Raw genomic sequence first — 20,944 nt, 5'->3', positions numbered from 1 at the left:
CGGCGCACAGTGGACCCACAGCGACACGGGAGAGGAGGCGGACATGCGGGTCGCGATCATCATCGGGAGCGTACGGCAGGGCCGGTTCGGGCCCACGGCGGCGAAGTGGATCCAGGAGCGCGCCGGCCGGCGGTCCGGCCTGGAGGTCGACGTGATCGACCTGGCCGAGGCGTGGCTGCCCACGGTGCTGCCCGAGCCCGGGGGGCCGGAGCCGCCGGCCGTACGGGATCTGCGGCCTTGGCTCGCCCGGGCGGAGGCGTTCGTGATCGTCACGCCCGAGTACAACCACAGCTATCCCGCCTCGCTCAAGAACGCCATCGACTGGTACCGCGAGGAGTGGCGGGGCAAGCCCGTGGCGTTCGTGGCCTACGGCGGCGAGTCGGGCGGACGGCGGGCCGTCGAGCACCTGGAGCCGGTCTTCGCCTGCCTCGGCGCCGTCCGCGCCGGCGAGCCGGTGCTCTTCCGCAACCACGAGAACCCCGAAGACAGCGAAGCCGAGCGACTGCTCGACACCCTTGAGGAGAATGTCATGAACCGCGAGATCCGCCTGGCCGTCCGTCCCTCCGGAGAGCCGGAGCTGCGTGACTTCGAACTGGCCACGACCGACGTCCCGCAGATCGGCGAGGGCCAGGTCCTGGTGCGCAACACGTGGATGTCCGTCGACCCCTACATGCGGGGCCGCATGGACGACGTGGAGTCCTACATCCCGCCGTTCCAGATCGGGCGGCCGCTGGACGGCTCGGCCGTGGGCGAGGTCGTGGACTCACGCGCCCCGGAGATCCCGGTGGGCGCCACCGTGGTGCACTTCCTGGGCTGGCGTGAATACGCCGTGGTCGACGCCGCGCAGGCGACGGTCGTGGACCCGTACCTGGCACCCGAGGAGGCCTACCTGGGCGTGCTGGGCACCACGGGCCTGACCGCCTACGTCTCCCTCACCGAGGTCGCCCCGGTACGGCCGGGCGACACCGTCTTCATCTCCTCGGCCGCCGGGGCCGTGGGCAGCGTCGCCGGCCAGCTCGCCCGCAAGCTGGGCGCGGCCAGGGTGATCGGCTCGGCGGGCGGGCCGTTCAAGGCCAAGCGGCTGGTGACCGACTTCGGCTACGACGTCGGCATCGACTACCGGGCCGGCTCGGTGGCGGAACAGCTGGCGCAGGCCGCGCCGGACGGCATCGACGTCTACCTCGACAACGTCGGCGGCGACCACCTCGTGGCCGCGATCGACGCGCTCAAGGTCGGCGGCCGCATCGCGATGGTGGGCGCCATCAGCGCCTACAACGCGACCGAGCCGGTGCCAGGCCCGGCGAACCTGTTCAGCCTGGCGCACAAGAGCGCGACGCTGCGCGGCATGCTGGTCAGCCACTACCTCGACCGCTTCCCCGAGTGGATCGGCAAGGCGGCGGGCTGGCTGGCCGACGGCTCGCTGCGTACCGAGTCGACGGTGGCCGAGGGCATCGAGCGGGCGCCGCAGGCGTTCCTGGACGTGCTGGCCGGCGGGAACGTCGGCAAGATGCTGGTCAGGCTGTGACCACGGCGGCGGTGACCACGGTGTGAAGACGCCAGCCGAGTGTGGAGTAGAGGGCCCTGCCGTCGGCGGTGGCCAGCAGGACGCCCGTCGCGGCGCCCCGCTCGGCCCCCGCGGACGACAGGGCCTTCATCACGACGCTGCCGAGCCCGCGGCGGCGGTGGCCGGCGGCGGTCTCCACCTGGTCGACGACGCCGGTGGCGCCGGTGAGCGCGAGCTGGCCGCGGGCGGCGACCTCGCCGTCGCCGGTCAGCAGCCGGGCGGTGACGACCTGGCCGCGCTGGACGACGGCGAGCGTGTAGCCACCGGGCGCGGCCACCTCGGTACGGCGCAGCCGCGCGGTCATCATGAACTCCGGCACCTGGACCGACCAGGCAGGGGTGAGCGAGGGCGCCACCTGTTCGGCGGGCGCGCACACCTTGAGCCACGTGCCGGGCGCGTCGAGTGTGCCCGCCAGGTGGCGCAGAACCGCTGGTGAGGCCTTCGGGAGGATGTGGCGTACGAGGTGTCCCGGCAGGCCGACGTCGACGCGGAGTCCCCAGAGCTCCTCGACCGGCTGCTTGGTGGCGCGTGAGACGGCCCAGCCCCGTGCCCAGGCCCGTACGATGTCTACGCTCATGACAGACCAGCTTAGGTTGATATATCCGCTTTTCTGGCTCGGAAGTTCCTGGTGCGAGCAATCTCACCAGCGCGGCGTGGCACCTCCTGCCCGGCACGGGCGAACGGTATGGTCCCCGGTGTGCGCGTCGAGATTCATGGACACAGGGGAGCCAGGGGACTCTGGCCCGAGAACACCCTGCCGGGGCTGAGCCGCACGATGGAGCTCGGGGTCCATGCCCTGGAGCTCGACGTGGCGCTCACCTCCGACCGGCGGCTGGTGCTCACCCACGATCTCACCGTCTCCGCCGTGACCAGCGCCGACACCCGGCCGCTGACGGCCGGCGACCCCGACTTCCCGTACGTGGGCAAGCCCATCAACGGCCTGAACCTGGCCCAGCTGCGCATGCTCGACGTCGGCGTACGGCTGCCGCGCCACCCCGACGACCCCTTCGCCCTGACCCAGGTGGCCGTCCCCGACACCAGGATGCCCACGCTCGGCGCGGTCCTCGGCCTGGTCAACGCCTACGAGGCCGACGGCGTCCGGCTGCACGTGGAGCTGAAGTCCGACCCGACGCGCCCCGAGCTGACCCCCGACCCCGAGTTGTTCACCGACCTGGTCCTGGACGAGCTCGACCGGCACGGCCGCCTGGGCAACGCGGCGATCCTGAGCTTCGACTGGCGCATCATCGCCCACGCCGCGAAGAAGGCGCGGGACACCAGGCGCTTCGCGCTGATCGAGCTAGACACGCTCCACTGGCACGGCTGCCTGGGCGACGACCTCCCCGCCGCGGCGGCCGCGGCCGGCGCGACGACGCTCTCGCCCGAGCACGTGATGGTGGACGAGGCGCTGATGGCCCAGTGCGCCGGCGCCGGGCTCGACGTGGCCGTCTGGACCGTCAACGACACCGACCTGGCCGCGCGCATGCTCGACCTGGGGGTGGCCGGCGTGGTGACCGACTACCCCGACAGGATGCGGAAGCTGTGGGCCGAGCGTGGCCTGGACCTGCCGAAGCCGGTCGCCCCGCTCAAGCCCGTCGCCGTCTGACCCACTGCTCACCGGCCGATGGCCAGGTAGACCGCGCGTACCGCCAGCGCCCGCTCGATCTTGTCGATGATCGGCGCGAAGAACTGCCGGCGATGGTCGCTGTCGCTCATCGAGGTGACGACGAAGTACATGCTGCCGAACCCGGCGAACAACGTCGCGATACGCAGCAGCGCCACCGGCAGCACGGGAATCAGGGGCGAGGGGACGGGCCGCGAGCCGATCCACTGCTCGGCCGTCTCCGGCGTGACCATGAGCAGGCCGAGGATGAGGAAGAAGCCGAACAGCACCGCGCCCAGCACCGCCGCCTGCACGAGCTGGCGGACGGCGAGCATCAGCAGCACGTTGCGCACCTGACGGCCGCTGAGCGGCACCGCGCGCAGCAGGCCGTCGCGCGTCAGCTCCTCGAACGGCGCCCCGGCGAGCGGCGTGTTCCTGCAGGCCGACTCCAGCCTGGACGCGCTGAAGTCCTGCTCGACCCGGCCGATCTCCTCCCGCAGCCGTGAGGCCGAGGCGAGCACGGCGACCGAGGCGAACAGGACGACGACCAGGGCGATGCGCCACCACTCCAGGCGGTTGACGGCCTGCCACAGCTCACCGGTGAAGAACAGGAACAACGTGACGAACAACAGCGCGGGCAGCGCCCGTCCCAGCAGATGGACGCTGTTGCCCAGGTCGGAGAGGGTACGCCGGACCGTCCTGCCCAGCAGCGCGCCGAAGCCGTACGTCGTGCCCAGCACGGTCGCGGCGAAGGCGGCGGCGAAGAAGAGCACGAACCCGAGCACGCCGAGCCACCGCCCGGCCGGCGGTGTGACGTCGCCGTCCACGGCCACCTGAAGCAGCGGCACGGCCACGGGCATCAGCGCGTAGACGACCAGGACCACGACCGTGATCCTGGGCGAGAAGCGCGTCAGCCGCCTGGCCGAGACCACCCCGGCCAGGCGTACGGCCACCGCCACGACGATCACCCAGCCGAGCAGCAGCCACAGGCCCGACCCCATGCTCTTGAGCGGCACCAGCCACAGCAACGAGACCAGGGCGACGAACACCAGCGGCGGCACCATCCTGGGCAGCACGTCACGCCGGAAGGCGTAGCCCTCGATCATCGTGGGGAAACCGTGGCGGACGAACCAGCGCTCGGTCTGGACTCGCTGCACTGACACCGGCAACAGGGTAGCTCTACAACCAGCCGTTACGCCGGAAGCCGCGGTAGAGCAGAGTACAGACGGTGATCATGAGGGTCACGATCGCCGGATAGCCCCAGATCTGGTCCGAGCCCGGCAGGAAGTCGAAGTTCATGCCGTAGATCCCGGCGATCATCGTGGGCACGGTCAGTATGGCCACCCACGAGGAGATCTTGCGCATGTCCTCGTTGGCGAGGGTGTTCGAGCGGGCCAGGGCGGCCTGGAGGATCGAGTTGGCGAGCTCGTTGGAGGACTCCACCTGCTCGCACACGCGGGCGAGGTGGTCGCTGACGTCGCGGAAGTACTCGCGCATCTCCGAGGGGATCACCCGCCGCTGGGGCAGCGCCGCCATGGGCGACTGCAGCGGGGTGACCGCCCGCTTCATCTCCAGCATCTCCCGCTTGAGCTGGTAGATCCTGTTGATGTCGCGGGAGCTGACGTCGGCGAAGACCGTGGCCTCGACCTCTTCGAGCTCCAGCTGCATCAGGTCGGCCACCTGCAGGTAGCGGTCCACGACGTGGTCGGAGATGGCGTGCACCACACCGGCCGGGCCGCGGTCGAGGAGGTCGGGGCGGCTCTCCAGCTTGTCGCGTACCTCGGTCAGCGGGCAGTGCTCGCCGTGCCGCACGGTGACCACGAAGTCGGTGCCGAGGAAGACCATGATCTCGCCGGTGGCGATGATCTCGCTGGTCGCGGTCAGCTCGTCGTGGTCGAGGTAGGCGATGGTCTTGAGCACCAGGAACAGCGAGTCGCCGTAGCGCTCGACCTTGGGCCGCTGGTGCGCCTTGACGGCGTCCTCGACGGCCAGGGGGTGCAGGCCGAAGACCTCGGCCAGCCACTCCACCTCGGGAGCCTCCGGCTCGTGCAGGCCCACCCAGACGAACGCCCTGGACCCGGTCTTGTTGTGCTCGCGCACCAGCTCAAGGGACTCGACGATGCCCGGGGCGATGACCTTCTCGCCGCCTATGTAGGCGCCGTACTCGACGATGGAGTCGACCGGTGGCACACAGGCCTCACGCACGGGCTTGGTGAGCTGGCGCGCTACGTGGGGCTTCTTGACGGGGTGGCGGTTGATACGACGGAAAAGGGTGGACGAGCGCATGGCAGTCCCTTTCCGCCCGACCTGGGCCTGCCCACGCGTAGTGAAGAGTCACCTCAATCAAGGAAATGGCGTGGTGGCACGATCAGGCTGCCGGATTGGAGTGGTCGGGGGTATGCACGGCGTACGTGGACGAGCACGTACTGCTGGGATCACCAGGATTCATCCCGGACCACCTCCAATCACAAGAGACACCGCAAAGCCGCCCTAACTTACCACAGGGTGGTCAACTCAGCCGACCATACTCGCCAACGACCCAGGGGAACCGGCAGAACTCCACAAAACTTCCCCATGCTGCCGCCTAAGTCTGCCCTCGGCGGTCAGGACGGAGCGGGCCTGGGACAATGGGGTTCGTGCGCGTTCTAGTCATCGGCTCCGGCGGGCGTGAGCACGCCCTGTGCCGTTCTCTCAGCCTCGATCCCCAGGTCAGCGACCTTCACTGTGCCCCCGGCAACGCGGGCGTCCGGCAGGTCGCCACCACCCATCCCGTCGCCGCGACCGATCCGGCGGCGGTCACCGCGCTGGCGGTCGGCCTCGGCGCCGACCTCGTCGTGATCGGGCCGGAGGCGCCGCTCGTCGCGGGCGTCGGCGACGCCGTCAGGGCGGCCGGCATCCCCGTCTTCGGGCCCTCCGGCGAGGCGGCGATGATCGAGGGGTCGAAGGCGTTCGCCAAGGAGATCATGGCCGCGGCGGGGGTGCCCACCGCCCGCTCGCGCACCTGCGCCACGCCGGAGGAGGCCGCCGCCGCCCTGGCCGAGTACGGCGCGCCGTACGTGGTCAAGGACGACGGGCTGGCCGCGGGCAAGGGCGTCGTGGTGACCGGCTCGCTGGAGGCGGCTCTGGAGCACGCGGCCTCGTGCGAGCGGGTGGTGATCGAGGAGTTCCTCGACGGGCCCGAGGTCTCGCTGTTCGCGCTGTGCGACGGCCGCGACGCGGTGGCGTTGCGGCCGGCCCAGGACTTCAAGCGCGCCTACGACGGCGACGCCGGGCCCAACACCGGCGGCATGGGCGCCTACACGCCGCTGCCCTGGGCGCCCGACGACCTCACCGAGCAGGTCATGCGGGAGGTGGTGCACCCGACGATCGCGGAGCTGGGGCGGCGCGGCCTGCCGTACAACGGAGTGCTTTATGTGGGCCTGGCCCTGACGGCCAAGGGGCCGAAGGTGATCGAGTTCAACGCGCGCTTCGGCGACCCCGAGACCCAGGTGATCCTCGACCGGCTGGCCACGCCGCTGGGCGGGCTGCTGCTCAGCTGCGCCACCGGCGCGCTCGGCGCGGCCGGCGCGCTCGCGTGGCGCGAGGGCGCGGCGGTGACCGTGGTCGTCGCCGCCGAGAACTACCCCGCCGATCCGGTCAAGGGCGACGTGATCACCGGGCTGGAGCCGACGGCGGACGCCTACGTGATCCACGCCGGCACCGAGCTCGTCGACGGCCAGGTGGTCTCCGCCGGCGGCCGGGTGCTGAGCGTGGTCGGCACCGGCCCCGACCAGGCGAGCGCCAGAGCCAACGCCTACGACCTGGTCGCGCGGGTGAACCTGCGCGGCTCGCACTACAGGACGGACATCGCCCGATGAAGCACGTGCACTCCGGCAAGGTACGCGACCTCTACGTCACCGACGAAGGCCTGCTGATGATGGTCGCCTCCGACCGCATCTCCGCCTACGACCACATGCTCGAACCCGAGATCCCGGACAAGGGCGCGATCCTGACCCAGCTGTCGCTGTGGTGGTTCGACCAGCTCAAGGACGTCGTGCCCAACCACCTGGTGACCCACGGCCCCGACGCGCGCAGCGTGGTGTGCAGGCCGCTGGAGATGGTGCCGGTCGAGTGCGTGGCGCGCGGCTACCTGACGGGCTCGGGCCTGATCGACTATCGGCGCACGGGCGAGGTCTCCGGCGTACGGCTGCCGCCCGGCCTGGAGGACGGCTCCAAGCTCCCCGAGCCCATCTTCACCCCCACCACGAAGGCGGCGGTCGGCGAGCACGACGAGCCGATGACCTTCGAGCAGGTCGTGGAGACGGTCGGCGAGGAGACCGCGCACGCGTTGCGCCGGATCACGCTGGACGTCTACACCCGCGGCGCCGAGATCGCCCGTGAGCGCGGCATCATCGTGGCCGACACCAAGATCGAGCTCGGCCGCGACCACGACGGTGTTCTCACGCTCGCCGACGAGGTCCTGACACCCGATTCCTCGCGATTTTGGCCGGCCTCTGAATGGAAGCCCGGTGGTCCTCAACCGTCCTTTGACAAGCAGTATGTCCGTGATTGGTTGACGTCACCCGATTCAAGCTGGGACAAATCCTCTGGAAACCCTCCCCCCGCATTGCCGGACGAAGTAGTCAATCGCACCAGAGCGCGTTATCTCGAGGCATACGAGCGGCTCACTGGTACGCCATTTAGCGGGTGATTCGGCCGGGGCAGGCGTGGCGAGCGGCTACTGTTGGCCCGTTCAAGCCCGACCCATAACTTCCCGAGGAGCCGCACGGATGGTCCGATACCGCGTGCGCGGTGGCAACGCTTTGCGTGGAACCGCCTTCATCCAGGGCGCGAAGAACGCCGTGCTGCCGATGATCGGTGCGGCTCTTCTCGCCCCCAAGGGCCGTACGGTCCTGCGCAACGTGCCGATCATCGAGGACGTACGCCGGGCCGTGGAGCTCGCGGAGGCCATCGGCGCCTACGTCGAGCTGCACGAGTCCGAGCGGACCCTTGTCATCGACGCCTCCAGCCTGGCCAGCCCGGTGCTCCCCGCGGAGATCGCGCGGCGCTTCCGCGGCTCGGTGCTGTTCACCCCGGCCCTGCTCCACCGGCTGGGCGAGGCCATCGTGGAGGGCGTCGGCGGCTGCAACCTGGGCAGCCGCAACCTCGACTTCCACTACCTCGGCTACAAGCGCCTCGGCGCCATCGTGGACGAGGGCGAGACCGTCATCCACGTCAAGGCCTCCGGCCTGACCGGCGCCACCCTCTACCTCGACACGCCCTCGCACACCGGCACCGAGAACCTCATCATGGCCGCCGCCCTGGCCAAGGGCACCACCGTGATCGAGAACGCGGCGCTGGAGCCCGAGGTGCTCGACGTCATCGACATGCTCACCAAGATGGGCGCGAAGATCAGCGGCGGCGGCACCGGCTTCATCACCGTCGAAGGCGTCGAAGAGCTCCACGCCGTCGAGCACACCGTCATGCCCGACCGGCTCGACGCGGGCGTGTTCGCCATGGCCGCCGCGCTCACCGGCGGCGACGTCAGCCTCGTCGGCACCGGCCTCGACCTGGGTGTCGTGCGCCACAAGCTGGAGCAGATGGGCGTCGAGTTCGCCACGCAGGGCGCCGTGCTGCACGTGCGCTGCGACCGCCAGCCGCTGCGGCCGATCAACATCATCACCGACACCTACCCGGGCTTCGCGACCGACCTGCAGTCGCCGATGATGACCGTCGCCTGCCTGGCCGAGGGCGTCAGCTACATCCACGAGCGCATCTTCGACGGCCGCTTCGCCCTGGCCGGCGAGCTCAACAAGATGGGCGCCGACGTCGAGGTCGAGGGCAGCAGAGCCATCGTGCGCGGCGCCACCCCGCTGACCGGCGCGCAGGTGACCGCCCATGACTTGCGCTCCGGTATCGCCCTGGTTCTCGCCGGACTGGCCGCGAAGGGCGAGACGGTCATCGAGTCCGGATACCTCATCGACCGCGGCCACGCTCATCTCGCCGAGCGAATGCGGGCTCTGGGAGCGGACATTACGCGAGAGATTTCAGGACGCTGAAAAAGCCTGTGAAATACGCTGTGAGCTGCTAAAACAGCTCACCGGGCGGTCAACCAGAACGGCTTTCCGGAAAAGTCGGGCGTGACATTACGGCCCCCGCGAGCGATCGTTCCAAAAGAGAGCACTGCAACGGACGGCAGGATGGGACGAACATTGGTCGAGAGGGCCGAAGAAACTCCCCGAGTGTCACGCCCGGGCGCCATGACACCGGATCTGACCATTGGCGTGGTCGGCCCGCACGATCTGGTCGAGCGGGTCATGCTGATGGGTCACGCAGCCGCGCCCTTGCCGTGCCGCCTTGTGGCCGCCGCCTATCGAGATGAGCAGGAGGCGCCCGACAAGGTGACACGGCTGGGTCCCGGTGTGGACGCCTGCCTGTTCGCCAGCCCGGTCCCATACGACCTGGCCCGGCGATCAGGCGTGCTGACCATGCCGGCGACCTACGTGCAGCTTGGCGGCAGCGCGTTGGTGGCTGCGTTGGCCAAGGCGGCGCTGGACACTCGGATCGACCCCAAACGGGTCAGCATCGACGTGGTCTCACGGGCCGAGGTCGAAGAGGCCTACACCGACCTCGGCATCGCAGCCACAGATGTGCACAGCCGCGACGAACCCGGAGCCACCGGGACGATCGCGGCCTACCACGAGCGTCTGCTGCGGCAGGGCGCCACCACAGGCGCCCTGACCTGCCTGCCCACAGTGGCCGAACGCCTGCAGACAGCAGGCGTCCCGGTCATCAGGATCAGGCCCACCTCGGGCGCGGTGCGCACAGCGTTGCACACCGCCGCACTCCTCGGCGCGCACCACCGCCTCGAGGAGTCGCAACTGACCGTGGTGCTGGTGGAGGTGCCCACGCTGCGCGAACCCGTGCGGCGCGCGGCACCCCGCTACTGGCGCGACGAGCTACGCCTGTCACTGCACCGGCTGCTGGTCCAGGAAGCGAACCGGATCAACGCCACCGTCTGGCCGATCGACGATCACGCCTACCTGGTGACCGCCACCAGAGGCTCGATCACGGCCGCGACAGACGGATTCAGGGTGCTGCCGTTCGCCTCCAGGATCCGCGAGGAACTGGGGCTGGCGGTAGAGGTGGGCGTCGGGATGGGGCGTACCACGCATGACGCCGAGTCGCACGCCAGGGCAGCCCTGGCGCGCACGCAGGCGGGCAAACAGGCACAGGGATTCGCCGTGGACCGCGAGGGCCGCGCGCTGATCCCGGCGCCCAGGATGCCGCCGCAGGGATCCACCACGCTCAAACCCAAGGGCGTGGAGGTCTTGGCGCGGCTGGCGGCCAAGCTGGAGGGCGGGGACACAGTGGTGGACGCGGAGGGGGCCGGGCGCATGCTCGGCGTCACGCCGCGTACCGCCCGGCGGTTGCTGCGCACGTTGGTTGACGAGGGGCTTGCGTGGCCGCTCCCGCCCAACCGCACTCCACAGCCTGGCCGTCCCCGCCAGCTTTACCGGCTGATCGTGGAAAAGCTCGGTCCCCGCTGAACGGTCCGCCGTCCCCCCTTCCCCTTTCGCGGACGGCGGACCCCGACGATCTCCTGGAGGTGTCTTTCTTCCTTCTCTTGAGGTGTGTCGCTTGGGTGATCTGCTCGTAACACGCTCCTTCCGTTACGGCGCCGCCACCGCCCACGCCACCCGCCGACGTCGGCGGGCGCCGATCGGGGGGATCGCTTCTCACGTCGGACGTGGTCCCCACCGCAACGGCCCCCCGTCACCAGCGGACCGGCCCTGACCCGATCCCGCCTCCCGGCCCATCTGCCAGGAGGCGGGATCGGCCTTTCCAGGGGAACTCCGACTCCCTCACCCAGAGGCAGCCCCATGTCCGCTGCCAGGAGACAAGGCTCGGGATCCAGGCCCATGCTCGGGCGTGGCGGAGCCCGGCGCACGGGCCTGGCAGGAGGGAGGGCGGGAAGCGAGCCCCGGTCCACGGGTCTGGCGGGGTGCGAAGCCCGTCCACGGGGCCGGTGAGGGGTTTCGGGGTGGGCCGGTTTGGGGGTCTTGCCTGGTGGTGGGGTTTCAGGGGTTTGAGGTGAGGGTTTTGGCGACTCGCCGAGGGGATGATCGGGGTTGATTGCGGCCGGGTGGGGTATGTTTTCTTCGCCCCCGATCGACTGATTCGGACGGGGGCACCAAATCCTTCTCCGCCCGTCTCAGCAGGCGCAGGCGATGCCCGAGACCGGTGCGGTCAGCGCGTCCACGGGGTTGCGGACCACCCCGCCGGACGTCTCCACCGGAAAGCCCTCCCGGGACCAGTACTCGAAGCCGCCGATCATCTCCTTGACCCGGTAGCCGAGCTTGGCGAACTCCAGCGCGGCCCGGGTGGCGCCGTTGCAGCCCGGTCCCCAGCAGTAGGTCACGACCGTCACGTCCTCCGGGACCAGGGTGCGGGCGCGGGTGGCGATCTCGGCGGTCGGCAGGTGGAGGGCGCCGGAGACGTGGCCCTGGTCCCAGCTCTCCCCGCTGCGGGAGTCGATCACGACCACGCCCGGGGCGCCGGACTCCAGGTCCGCGGCCACGTCGGAGACGTCGGTCTCGAAGGCCAGGCGGGCGGCGAAGTGGGCGAGGGCGACGGCGTTCGGGGCGGGGGCGACGCTGGTGACGGCGGACATCTCCGGGGTTCCTTTCTCGGGGCGATGTCCGAAATCCTGCCGGTCCGTGGGCGGCCCCACGAGTGGCGCAGATGCCTCTTACCGCTAATATCCCGCCAAGGCCGAAAATGTCGGTCGGCGGCGCTATTGTCATGAGCTATGCAAGCAAACGCCACTGACCGGCGTGCCTCGCTCCTGGTGTGGGGCGCACTCGCGATTGTCTACGTGGTGTGGGGATCCACCTACCTGGGCATCGGCATCGCGGTCGAGTCCCTTCCGCCCATGCTGAGCGGCTCCATGCGGTTCATCACCGCGGCGGTGCTGCTGGGCGGGTTCCTGCTTCTGCGCAAGGGCAGGAGCGCGTTCCGGATGACCGGGCGCGAGTTCACCGGCGCCGCGGTCGCGGGCCTGCTGCTGCTCACGCTGGGCAACGGCATGCTGGCCGTGGCCGAGCAGTACATCTCGACCGGACTCGCGGCGCTGCTCGTCGCCTCCGTGCCGTTGTGGCTGGTGGTGTTCAGGTTCGTGGTGCGCGACCGGCCCAAGGCCCTGACGCTCGCGGGCGTGCTGGTGGGCCTCGGTGGCGTGGCGGCGCTCTCGCTGACCGGCGGCGAGGCGGCCGCCACGGGCGGCATCGTGATCGTGCTGCTGGCCTCCGTGTCGTGGGCCATCGGGTCGTTCCTGTCCAGCCGGATCGCCATGCCCGCCAACGCCTTCGCCACCTCCACCGTGGAGATGCTCGTGGGCGGGATCGGGCTGGCGATCCTTGGCACCGGGCTCGGCGAGCGGCTCGACGTGACCGCGGTCAGCTCCCGGTCGTGGCTGGCGCTGCTCTACCTGATCCTCGTGGGGTCGCTGATCGGGTTCACGGCGTTCTCGTGGTTGCTGGGCAACGCGCCGATCTCGCTCGTCGCCACCTACGCCTACGTCAACCCGGCCGTCGCCGTCGCGCTCGGCGCGATCGTCCTGGGCGAGGTGATCACGCCCCAGATCATGGTCGGCGGCCTCGTCATCCTGGTCGGCGTCGCGCTGGTGATCTCAACCGAGCGGAAGCGACCGCAGCGCGCCGTCGAAGGCCTCGATGGTGACGGCGAGGTCGGCCTCGGTGTGCGCGGTGGACAGGAACCACAACCCCCTGGGGACCATGTTGACCCCCCGCTCGAGCAGCGCCGCGTGTAGGAGCGCCATTCTGGCGCGGTCCGTGCGGGCGAAATCCCGATAGTCCCGTACGGCCGGCGCGTCCGTGAAGTACGTCTGGAAGACCGGGCCGGGGCCGTCCACCAGCAACGGCACGCCCGCCTTCTCCGCGACCTCGCGGATGCCCTCCATCAACGCCCGCCCCCTCGCGTACAGGGTGCCGTAGACCTCCTCGCGCCGTTCGTCAAGGATGCGCAGGGTCGCCTCGGCGGCGGCGATGCCGACGGGCTGGGAGTTGAACGTGCCGGCGTGCGCGACCTTGCCGCCGGAGATGGAGTCCATGACGAAGGCGCGCCCGGCCAGCGCGGAGACCTGCATGCCGCCGGCCATCGCCTTGCCGAAGACCGACAGGTCGGGGGTGACGCCCAGGTACTCCTGCGCGCCGCCGGGCGCCAGGCGGAAGCCGGTGATGATCTCGTCGAAGATGAGCAGGCTGCCGTGCCGGTCGCACAGCTCGCGTACGGCCTCCAGGTAGCCGGGCTCCGGCGTGATGGCGCCGGTGTTGCAGAGCACGGGCTCGCAGACCACGGCGGCGATCTGGCCGGCGTGCGCGTCCATGATCCTGGTCAGGGTCGCCAGGTCGTTCCAGGGGGCGATGACCAGGTCGGCGGCTTCGGGCTGGCCTGCCGTACCGGAGACAGGGACGGGCGCGTCGGCGGGGCCGGCGAGATCCACGGCGGGGTGCACGCTGTAGAGGACCGGGTCCAGCCAGCCGTGGTAGTGGCCCTCGAACTTGAGGATCTTCCGGCGGCCGGTGTGGCCGCGCGCCAGGCGCCAGGCGGCGTGCGCGGCCTCCGAGCCCACGGTGTTGAAGCGGACGCGCTCGGCCGAGGGGATCATCGCGCACAGGCGCTCGGCCACGCGGACCTCGGCGGCGTGCTGCGCGGAGTAGACGATGCCGCGGGCGACCTGGGCGCCGACGGCCTCGACGACCTCCGGCGGGCAGTGGCCGAGCAGGGCGGGGCCCTGGCCGAGGACGTAGTCGACGTACTCGTTGCCGTCCACGTCCCACAGCCGCGAGCCGGCCGCGCGCTCGACGTAAAGGGGCACTCCCGAGGTACGGCGGGCGTCGCTGGAGACACCTCCGGCGATGTACTGCCGGGCGGTGGCGTAGAGGTCGCGGCTGGCGTCCAGGGTGCGGCTCATGCCGACCATCAAAGGGGATGCTCCGCCAGACCACCAGCAAGAGGGCAAGAAGCGGGTCGTCACCGCAAATTTCGGTTCTTGTGGGCGACCGGCGGGCTTGATGGGGTGAGAACCATGTTCCTTGGACGCATCCGGCGGACCACCTCCGCCCCCGTCGAGCTGGTCGCCCAGCGCGACGGCGCCCTGATCAGCCTGGCCGACCTCGGCACCGACGACCCCGTCGCGCTCCTGGACTCCTACGGCCTCGACCGCCTCACCGAGGAGGTGGCACGGCGCCGGCCGGTCCTGGACGAGGCCGGCGTGCTGTTCGAGCCGCCCGTGGCCACCTGCACCAAGATCTGCTGCCTGGCGCTCAACTACGCGGCGCACGCCGAGGAGAGCAACATGGAGGTGCCGCCGGAGCCGGTGCTGTTCCTGAAGCCGCCCTCCGCGCTGACCGGGCACAACCAGCCGGTGATCGCGCCCGCCCGCACCCGGCACCTCGAACACGAGGTGGAGCTGGCGGTGGTCATCGGCCGCCGGACCCGCGACCTGCCCGCCGAACGCTGGAAGGAGGCGGTCGCCGGATACACCGTGATCAACGACATGACCGCGCGCGACCTCCAGCTGGCCAACATCTCCAGGAACGTCCCCTGGGACCAGTCCAAGGGGTTCGACACGTTCGCGCCGGCGGGGCCGTACCTCGCGACCGTGGACGAAGTGCCGGACCCGCAGGCGCTGGAACTGACGCTTGAGGTGGACGGCGAGGTCAGGCAGCGGGCCAACACCAAGCAGATGGTCTTCGGCATCCCGCGGCTCATCGCCGACCTGTCGGACGGGATGACGCTCATGCCCGGCGACCTCATCGCCACCGGGACGATCGCCGGCATCGCCCCGCTCAAGGACGGCGACACCATGCGGGCCACGGTCGAGGGCGTCGGAACGCTTGTCAATACGGTCAAATTTCGGTCCGCCTAAAGTAGGGGCATGACCTACGCCGTCGCAGCCCTGGTGGACATCGACGACTTCATCGCCTCCGAGCAGGCCCAGGGCCGGCCATGGGCGCAGGGCCAGCTCAGGCGGGCCTCGCGGGCCGTGGCCGAGGCGGCGACCTGCCGTCCGGGCGTCACGTGGCGCCCGGAACCGCCGGAGGAGTGGCTGGTGCTGCTGACCGGCGCGGACCCCGACGCGCTGATGTCCGAGGCGGCGACACTCGCCGAGGAGGTACGCGCGCGGATCGTCCGCGAAACGGCCTGGACCGCCACGGTGAGCATCGGGCCGCCCCGATCGGGTCCGCTGGAGGCCGAGCGTGAGGCCCGGCGGGCCAACGACTACAAGCTCGTGCTCGGCGGCGACCGCGTGATCACACTGCCCGCCGTCGACGGCGACCATCCCTCGCCGCCGGTGCGCATCGAGCAGGAACTGACCCGCCGGGTGCGGGCCGGCGACCGCGACGGCGCCGCCGGGCTGCTGGCCGGATGGATCGACCGGTGCGCCCGCGAACCCGGTGTGGACCCGCGCATTCTGCGCAACTGGCTCATCGGCCAGCTGCTGTTCGTGGTGGACGTGGCGGGACCGGCGCGGCTGGCCGACGGCTCGACCGACTGGGTGGAGGCCAGCGCGCGACTGCCGATCGAGGACATCGTGACGGTCGGCGACATCCACGAGCGCTCCTACCTGCACATCTGGTTGAAGGAACGGCTCGGCAGGCTGCTGCCCGCCACCCCGAGGCGCGACATCCTCGGGCTGGCCGAGGCCTACCTCGCCGATCATTACACCGATCCGGGGCTGCGGCTGGCCGATGTCGCGGCCGCTGTTTGCGCGAGCCCGTTCTATATCTCGCATCTGTTCGCGGAGGAGCGGCAGACCACGTTTCTGCGGCATCTGACCGGATTGCGGCTACGGCATGCGCGGCGGTTGCTGACCAGTTCGGGGCTGCCTGTCGATGTCATCGCCGCGCATACCGGGTATCCGAGTACGAAGGCATTGCGGAGCGCGTTTCGGCGGCATGTGGGGTGTTCGCCCACGGAGTATCGCAGGGCTAGATTTCGGCCCGGACCGTAACTAGGGTGGGGTGTCATGGACTTGGCGATCGACGGCGGACAGACCGGGCTGCGTGTCGCTCTGGCTTCTCGCGGGCGGGTGCGTGAGGTCAGGGAACTGGCCGGGCTGTCGTACGCCGAAGGGTCGCCAGTGGACGCCGTGCTCGCCCGGCTGGAGGTGCCCGAGGGTGTGGACACCGTCTGCCTCGGGTTGACCACGCTTCTGGACTCGCCGGATCGCCTGGCGCGGCGGTTGCTGGAACGTTCGCGGCGGGTGATCATCACTACGGATGTGGTCACGTCGCACGCGGGCGCCTTTCCGGCCGGGACCGGCGTGGTCCTGGCCGCCGGAACCGGCGCGATCGCCCTCGGCGTCCCACCGGCCGAAGGTGCTCGGCCAGACGGGCATCAACGGCCGGGTGGCGGTGGTTCGGCTGTGCAGGTGGATGGGTGGGGGTTTCTGTTCGGGGATGCCGGGAGCGGGTTCTGGATCGGACGGCGGGGGCTGGATGCCGCTTACCGGGGCTTTGACCGGCGAGAGCCGGAGGGGCCGTTGACGGTGCGGGCGCGGGAGGTCTTCGGTGACCTCGCCACGCTGCCCCACCGCCTCTACCTCACACCCGACGCGGTGGCGCGGATCGCCCGCTTCGCCCCGCACGTGTTCGAGCTGGCCGCCACCGACGCGGCGGCCGGCGAGATCGTGGACTCGGCGGCCACGGAGCTGGCGGGCACCGTGGCCGCCGCCGCACGCCACTTCACCGGCGAGGTACCCGTCGCCTGGACCGGACGCCTGCTCCGCGACGAACGGCTGCGAGCCGGGTTCGAGTCGGCGCTGACGGCCCGTCTGCCCCTGGCTCGCATCAGCCAGGCGGCGGGTGACAGCCTGACCGGCGCCGCCCACCTCGCCGCCGCCCCCGGCCTCGGCCCCTACACGCCCCTGGCCACCGTCGCCCACCGCGAGACGGCCCGATGAGAGTCGGATACGGCTTCGCCGAACTACCCGTGCCCGACGGCACCCCCATGGGCGGGTACATCGACCGCCCCGGCCCCTCCACCGGCACCCTCGACCCGCTCCGGGTCAGCGCGGTCACGTGGTCCGACGGCGACCGCCGCCTCGCCCTGGCCGTGGCCGACGTGATCTGCGTCAACACCGACCTGGCCGAGTACGCCCGCCGGGCCGTGAACCTGGACGACCACGCTCGACCGGCCGCGGTGTGTGAGCTTTGGCTGGCGGCCAGTCATACCCATGCGGGTCCCGAGACCGGGTGTGTGCCCGGGGGTGGGGTCACGCCCCGGCCGTGGTTGGAGCGGGTTTCTGGTGCGGTGCGCGCCGCCGTACACAGGGCTGTGGAAAGTGAGCGGGCGGCGGACGGGACGGCTCATCGCGGTGAGTTGCACGGCGTCGGCGCCGACCGCAGCCGGCCCGACGCGGACAGGACGGTGCCGCTGGACGTGGTCGCGGTGTGGGGGGACGGCGGGCCGGCCGGGGTGGTCGTGGTGCTGCCGGTGCATCCGACCGTGCTGCCCGCCGGAAACCTCCTGGTCAGCGCGGACCTGGCGGGGGCGGTGCGGAGGGCGTTGCGGGCGCGGCTCGGGGACGGTGTCTGGGTGGTGGTGGCGACCGGCGCGGCTGGGAACGTCAGCACCCGCTTCACCCGCCTCGGCCAGGACGCCGCCGAACTGGACCGGCTCGGCGGACTGGTCGCCGACCGCTGCGTCGAACTGCTGGCCCAGGCGGGTGAGCGGGCCTGGACGGGTACCGACCGGATCGGGACAGTCCGGGCACGACGCGACCTGCGCCGGGCCCAGCGCGACGCCGACCTCGGCTCGCTCGCCACCGAGTACGAGCACGCCACGGCCGCGGGCGACCCGGTGGCCGCCCGGCTGGCGCGCAGCAGGCTGGAGGGCGTACGCGCCAGAGCCCTCGGCGCCCCGCCCATCACCGACACCGTCCCCGTCGACGTGAACGTGGCCAGAGTGGGGGCGCTGGGACTGGTCGGGCTGCCCGGCGAGCCGTTCCTCGGAGTGGCGGAGAGCATCAGGAACGGGCGCGGCCCGATCGCCGTGCTCGGCTACGTCAACGGATATCCCGGCTACCTGCCCACCGCCGAGGCGTACGGGCGATCCGACTACGAGGTGCTGGTGAGCGCCGTCGCCCCCGGCAGCGCCGAGACGCTCGCCGGCACCGCACGACAGCTATTGGAGGAAGCGTGATCGATCAGGATGCGTACGCGGAGATCGCCAGGTCGGCCGTCGACCGGCTGGTGACCAAGGAACGGGACACGATCGCCCGCGCCGGCGCCCTGATCTACGAGTCGTTGCGGGCAGGGGGCGTACTCCAGGCGTTCGGCACCGGCCACTCCCGCTCCATCGCCCTCGAACTCGTCGGCCGGGCCGGCGGCCTGGTCCCCGCCAACCAGCTCGGCATCCGCGACGTGGCCTACTACGGCGACGCCTCCCCCGCCGACATCCTCGACCCCAAGATCGAACGCGAACCCGGCCTCGCCGCCCGCATCTGGGCCCTCGCCCCCATCCGGCCCGAGGACATCTTCGTCATCATCTCCAACTCCGGCGGCAACGCCTCCATCGTCGAAATGGCCCAGCTGGCGGTGAACCACGGCCACCAGGTCATCGCGATCACCTCCCGCGCGCACACGTCCCACCTGCCGGCCGGCCCGCGCCTCGCCGACCTCGCCCACGTCACCATCGACAACGGCGCCCCGTACGGCGACGCCGCCCTCCCCCTGCCGGACGGCACCACGATCTGCCCGATCTCCAACCTGACCGGCGTACTGGCGGCCCAGATGCTGGTGGCCGAAGTCGTCGGCCACCACCTGACCGCCGGAGTGGCTCCCCCGATCTTCCGCTCAGCCAACACACCGGGCGGCGACGCCCACAACGCGGCACTCCTCCAGAACTACGGCCCCCGCATCCGCCTCGGCGACGCCTGACCCCGTCCTGGCTCATGACGACGGGTTCGGGCTGCCCGCCCCTGGGATCCGTGCAGGATCCCAGGGCGAAAGAAGCCCCGACGCTCTCAAGCAATACGACCGCTTCACGCCCTGGCTCCGGAGCAGATGACGGAGAGAACGTACCGATCTCGGCCCGCACCTACGCACTTCGGTAGCCAGCCTGCCTTTGCCAGGTGCAAGGGCTGGAGCCATCGGTGCGGCCGGTCGTACAGGTCCTCGACACGGCGGCTCCACCAACGTGGCGCCCTTCGCGGCAATGAAGGGGCCCCGTATCGGTCGCAGAAGCCGAACGGCCGCAATAGCCAACGCGGTCGCGAACACAGATGCGGACAGGGCCGGATGCGGCTCCTGTGCCAGCCACTCCAGCTACTCACGTAATCGGGACCTCGTGCCGCCTTGCCGAACCCAAAGCTGGGAAGAATCCTTCCGCCACCGCTACGATAGGACGCGTGGGAAGGCTCTGATGCTTACTAAACTCGAAGTCGACGGGTTCAAGAACCTTCTGGATTTTGAAGTGGATCTTGGCCCTTTCACGTGCATCGCAGGCGTCAACGGCACTGGAAATCAAACGTTTTTGATGCCATTCAATTTCTCAGCCTTTTGACCGACAGGTCGCTGATCGAAGCCGCCCAGGAGGTCCGCGGAGTTCACGGCGAACGCTTCGGCGACCCCCGCGATCTCTTTTGGAACGGACATTCTGACCCGGCACACAAAATGCGATTCGCCGCAGAAATGATCGTGCCTGGACAAGTGGAAGACGATTTCGGCCGTCCCACGACGCCTTCGATAACCTTCCTACGCTACGAGCTGGAGTTGGGGTACGTACCGCCGAGCGGAATTGAAAAGATCGGCCGCCTGAGCCTCCTCGCGGAGAACCTCAGGCACATCAAGCTGGGCGACGCCCCTGGCAAGCTCCGGTTCAAGCACAGTGCCGCTCATTTCCGCAATGCAGTCCTACACGGCCGCCGAGCCGGTGCCGCATTCATCTCCACCACCAAAGATGCGGACGGGCAGCCGATCATCAGCATCCACCAGGGCGGCGGAAGTCGCGGCCAGCCCAAACCTGCCGCCGCGTCCCGGGCGCCCGCAACAGTTGTGAGCACCGTTACGAGCAGTGACGACCCGACCGTTCTCGCAGCACGAAGAGAAATGCAGTCATGGCGTCGGCTCGCCCTGGAGCCTTCTGTGCTGCGGGCCGCGGATCGATATGTCGACCCACGCCAGATGGACCCTACCGGTCGTCATCTCGCGTCAACCCTCTTTCGCATCGCCTACGAGGACGGCGACCCCGAGCGTGTCTATGCAAGAATCGCCGGGCGCCTCGCCGACCTGTCAGGCGTGGATGTGAGAGAACTTCGAGTAGAACAAGATGACGTCCGTGAACTCTTCACGGTGCAACTCGTCGAATCTGGCGGGCTTGCCCTGCCGGCAAGAAGCTTGTCCGAAGGAACGCTCCGCTTCCTTGCCCTGTGCGTTCTGCTCGAGGACCCGACCGTCGAGGGCCTCCTGTGCATGGAGGAGCCGGAGAACGGCATTCACCCCGCCAACGTGAACGCCATGGTCCAATTGGTCACGGATCTGGCAGTCGACGCTCAGGAAACACCTGGGAAAGGTAATCCATTTCGGCAGATCATTGTCAATACTCATTCGCCTGCGGTGGTTCAACTCGTCGACCCTGCGGACCTTCTTTTTGCAGAGGCGGACATCCGAGGCGCCCCAGACGGAACTATGACCCGTGCACTCCAACTGCGCCCGCTTGTCGCCTGTGAGCTGGGCCTTTTGTAGCGAACCTGTCGTGTCTCAGGACACGCG

At 70.1% G+C, this 20,944-nt stretch carries 17 protein-coding genes and 2 pseudogenes; 14 read left to right on the top strand and 5 right to left on the bottom strand.

Annotated elements, in window-relative coordinates; all coding sequences use genetic code 11:
• Positions 1-43: 43 nt before the first annotated feature.
• Both ACIBI5_RS16070 and ACIBI5_RS16065 read left to right on the top strand, forming a co-directional pair.
• A pseudogene (locus ACIBI5_RS16070) lies at positions 44-448 on the top strand (NADPH-dependent FMN reductase); the annotation flags it as partial.
• Between the two features lie 81 nt (positions 449-529).
• Entirely contained in the window at positions 530-1,525 is a 996-nt protein-coding gene (locus ACIBI5_RS16065; protein WP_397248026.1) for an NADP-dependent oxidoreductase, read from the top strand.
• On the opposite strand, the gene ACIBI5_RS16060 is transcribed toward ACIBI5_RS16065, so the two are convergent.
• Positions 1,515-2,141 carry a GNAT family N-acetyltransferase gene (locus ACIBI5_RS16060; protein WP_397247372.1) on the bottom strand — a complete coding sequence of 209 codons (627 nt, stop codon included), beginning with the start codon at positions 2,139-2,141 and terminating at the stop codon, positions 1,515-1,517. The genes ACIBI5_RS16065 and ACIBI5_RS16060 overlap by 11 nt on opposite strands.
• 120 nt (positions 2,142-2,261) lie before the next feature.
• Between ACIBI5_RS16060 and ACIBI5_RS16055 the strand changes: the two genes are divergently transcribed.
• Positions 2,262-3,167, top strand: a complete 906-nt coding sequence (locus ACIBI5_RS16055; protein WP_397247370.1) for a glycerophosphodiester phosphodiesterase family protein — start codon at positions 2,262-2,264, stop codon at positions 3,165-3,167.
• A gap of 8 nt (positions 3,168-3,175) precedes the next feature.
• Here the strand turns inward: ACIBI5_RS16055 and ACIBI5_RS16050 are convergent, their stop codons facing one another.
• Positions 3,176-4,327 carry a hypothetical protein gene (locus ACIBI5_RS16050; protein ID WP_397247368.1) on the bottom strand — a complete coding sequence of 384 codons (1,152 nt, stop codon included), beginning with the start codon at positions 4,325-4,327 and terminating at the stop codon, positions 3,176-3,178.
• Between the two features lie 16 nt (positions 4,328-4,343).
• Positions 4,344-5,450, bottom strand: a complete 1,107-nt coding sequence (corA, locus tag ACIBI5_RS16045) for a magnesium/cobalt transporter CorA (RefSeq protein WP_397247366.1) — start codon at positions 5,448-5,450, stop codon at positions 4,344-4,346.
• Between the two features lie 350 nt (positions 5,451-5,800).
• Between corA and purD the strand changes: the two genes are divergently transcribed.
• The 4 genes from purD (at position 5,801) to ACIBI5_RS16025 (ending at position 10,693) form a co-directional block, all read left to right on the top strand.
• A complete protein-coding gene (gene purD / locus ACIBI5_RS16040) occupies positions 5,801-7,021 on the top strand; it encodes a phosphoribosylamine--glycine ligase (RefSeq protein ID WP_397247364.1) in 1,221 nt (406 codons plus the stop codon).
• Positions 7,018-7,854, top strand: a complete 837-nt coding sequence (locus ACIBI5_RS16035) for a phosphoribosylaminoimidazolesuccinocarboxamide synthase (RefSeq protein ID WP_397247362.1) — start codon at positions 7,018-7,020, stop codon at positions 7,852-7,854. Before purD ends, ACIBI5_RS16035 begins: the two co-directional genes overlap by 4 nt.
• Positions 7,855-7,933: 79 nt before the next feature.
• On the top strand, positions 7,934-9,202 hold the full coding sequence (gene murA, locus ACIBI5_RS16030; RefSeq protein ID WP_397247360.1) for a UDP-N-acetylglucosamine 1-carboxyvinyltransferase: 1,269 nt from the start codon (positions 7,934-7,936) through the stop codon (positions 9,200-9,202).
• A gap of 201 nt (positions 9,203-9,403) precedes the next feature.
• On the top strand, positions 9,404-10,693 hold the full coding sequence (locus ACIBI5_RS16025; RefSeq protein WP_184958865.1) for a transcriptional regulator: 1,290 nt from the start codon (positions 9,404-9,406) through the stop codon (positions 10,691-10,693).
• A gap of 665 nt (positions 10,694-11,358) precedes the next feature.
• Here the strand turns inward: ACIBI5_RS16025 and ACIBI5_RS16020 are convergent.
• Positions 11,359-11,817: a rhodanese-like domain-containing protein gene (locus tag ACIBI5_RS16020; RefSeq protein ID WP_397247358.1), complete on the bottom strand. Its 459-nt coding sequence runs from the start codon at positions 11,815-11,817 to the stop codon at positions 11,359-11,361.
• 138 nt (positions 11,818-11,955) lie between these two features.
• On the opposite strand from ACIBI5_RS16020, the gene ACIBI5_RS16015 reads away from it, so the two are divergent.
• The gene (locus tag ACIBI5_RS16015) at positions 11,956-12,975 is read left to right on the top strand and encodes an EamA family transporter (protein ID WP_397247356.1); all 1,020 of its coding nucleotides are present in this window, start codon (positions 11,956-11,958) and stop codon (positions 12,973-12,975) included.
• Between the two features lie 12 nt (positions 12,976-12,987).
• On the opposite strand, the pseudogene ACIBI5_RS16010 reads toward ACIBI5_RS16015, so the two are convergent.
• A pseudogene (locus ACIBI5_RS16010) lies at positions 12,988-14,139 on the bottom strand (aspartate aminotransferase family protein); the annotation flags it as partial.
• Between the two features lie 114 nt (positions 14,140-14,253).
• On the opposite strand from ACIBI5_RS16010, the gene ACIBI5_RS16005 reads away from it, so the two are divergent.
• The 6 genes from ACIBI5_RS16005 (at position 14,254) to ACIBI5_RS15980 (ending at position 20,917) form a co-directional block, all read left to right on the top strand.
• A complete protein-coding gene (locus ACIBI5_RS16005) occupies positions 14,254-15,096 on the top strand; it encodes a fumarylacetoacetate hydrolase family protein (RefSeq protein WP_397247354.1) in 843 nt (280 codons plus the stop codon).
• Positions 15,097-15,105: 9 nt separating this feature from the next.
• Complete coding sequence (locus ACIBI5_RS16000) at positions 15,106-16,182, top strand: helix-turn-helix transcriptional regulator (protein ID WP_397247352.1); 1,077 nt, start codon at positions 15,106-15,108, stop codon at positions 16,180-16,182.
• A gap of 15 nt (positions 16,183-16,197) precedes the next feature.
• Positions 16,198-17,133, top strand: coding sequence for an N-acetylglucosamine kinase (locus ACIBI5_RS15995; RefSeq protein WP_397247350.1), 936 nt, complete (start codon positions 16,198-16,200; stop codon positions 17,131-17,133).
• On the top strand, positions 17,130-18,374 hold the full coding sequence (locus ACIBI5_RS15990) for a hypothetical protein (RefSeq protein WP_397247348.1): 1,245 nt from the start codon (positions 17,130-17,132) through the stop codon (positions 18,372-18,374). Before ACIBI5_RS15995 ends, ACIBI5_RS15990 begins: the two co-directional genes overlap by 4 nt.
• A complete protein-coding gene (locus ACIBI5_RS15985) occupies positions 18,371-19,111 on the top strand; it encodes a sugar isomerase domain-containing protein (protein ID WP_397247346.1) in 741 nt (246 codons plus the stop codon). Before ACIBI5_RS15990 ends, ACIBI5_RS15985 begins: the two co-directional genes overlap by 4 nt.
• Positions 19,112-19,666: 555 nt before the next feature.
• A complete protein-coding gene (locus ACIBI5_RS15980) occupies positions 19,667-20,917 on the top strand; it encodes an AAA family ATPase (RefSeq protein WP_397247344.1) in 1,251 nt (416 codons plus the stop codon).
• The last annotated feature ends 27 nt before the right edge of the window (positions 20,918-20,944 follow it).

The sequence above is a fragment of the Nonomuraea sp. NPDC050540 genome (genome assembly GCF_044457485.1).
Classification (GTDB): Bacteria; Actinomycetota; Actinomycetes; order Streptosporangiales; family Streptosporangiaceae; genus Nonomuraea.
The sequence above is the reverse complement of the archived record's forward strand: the minus strand, read 5'-3'. Positions and strand labels throughout refer to the sequence as shown.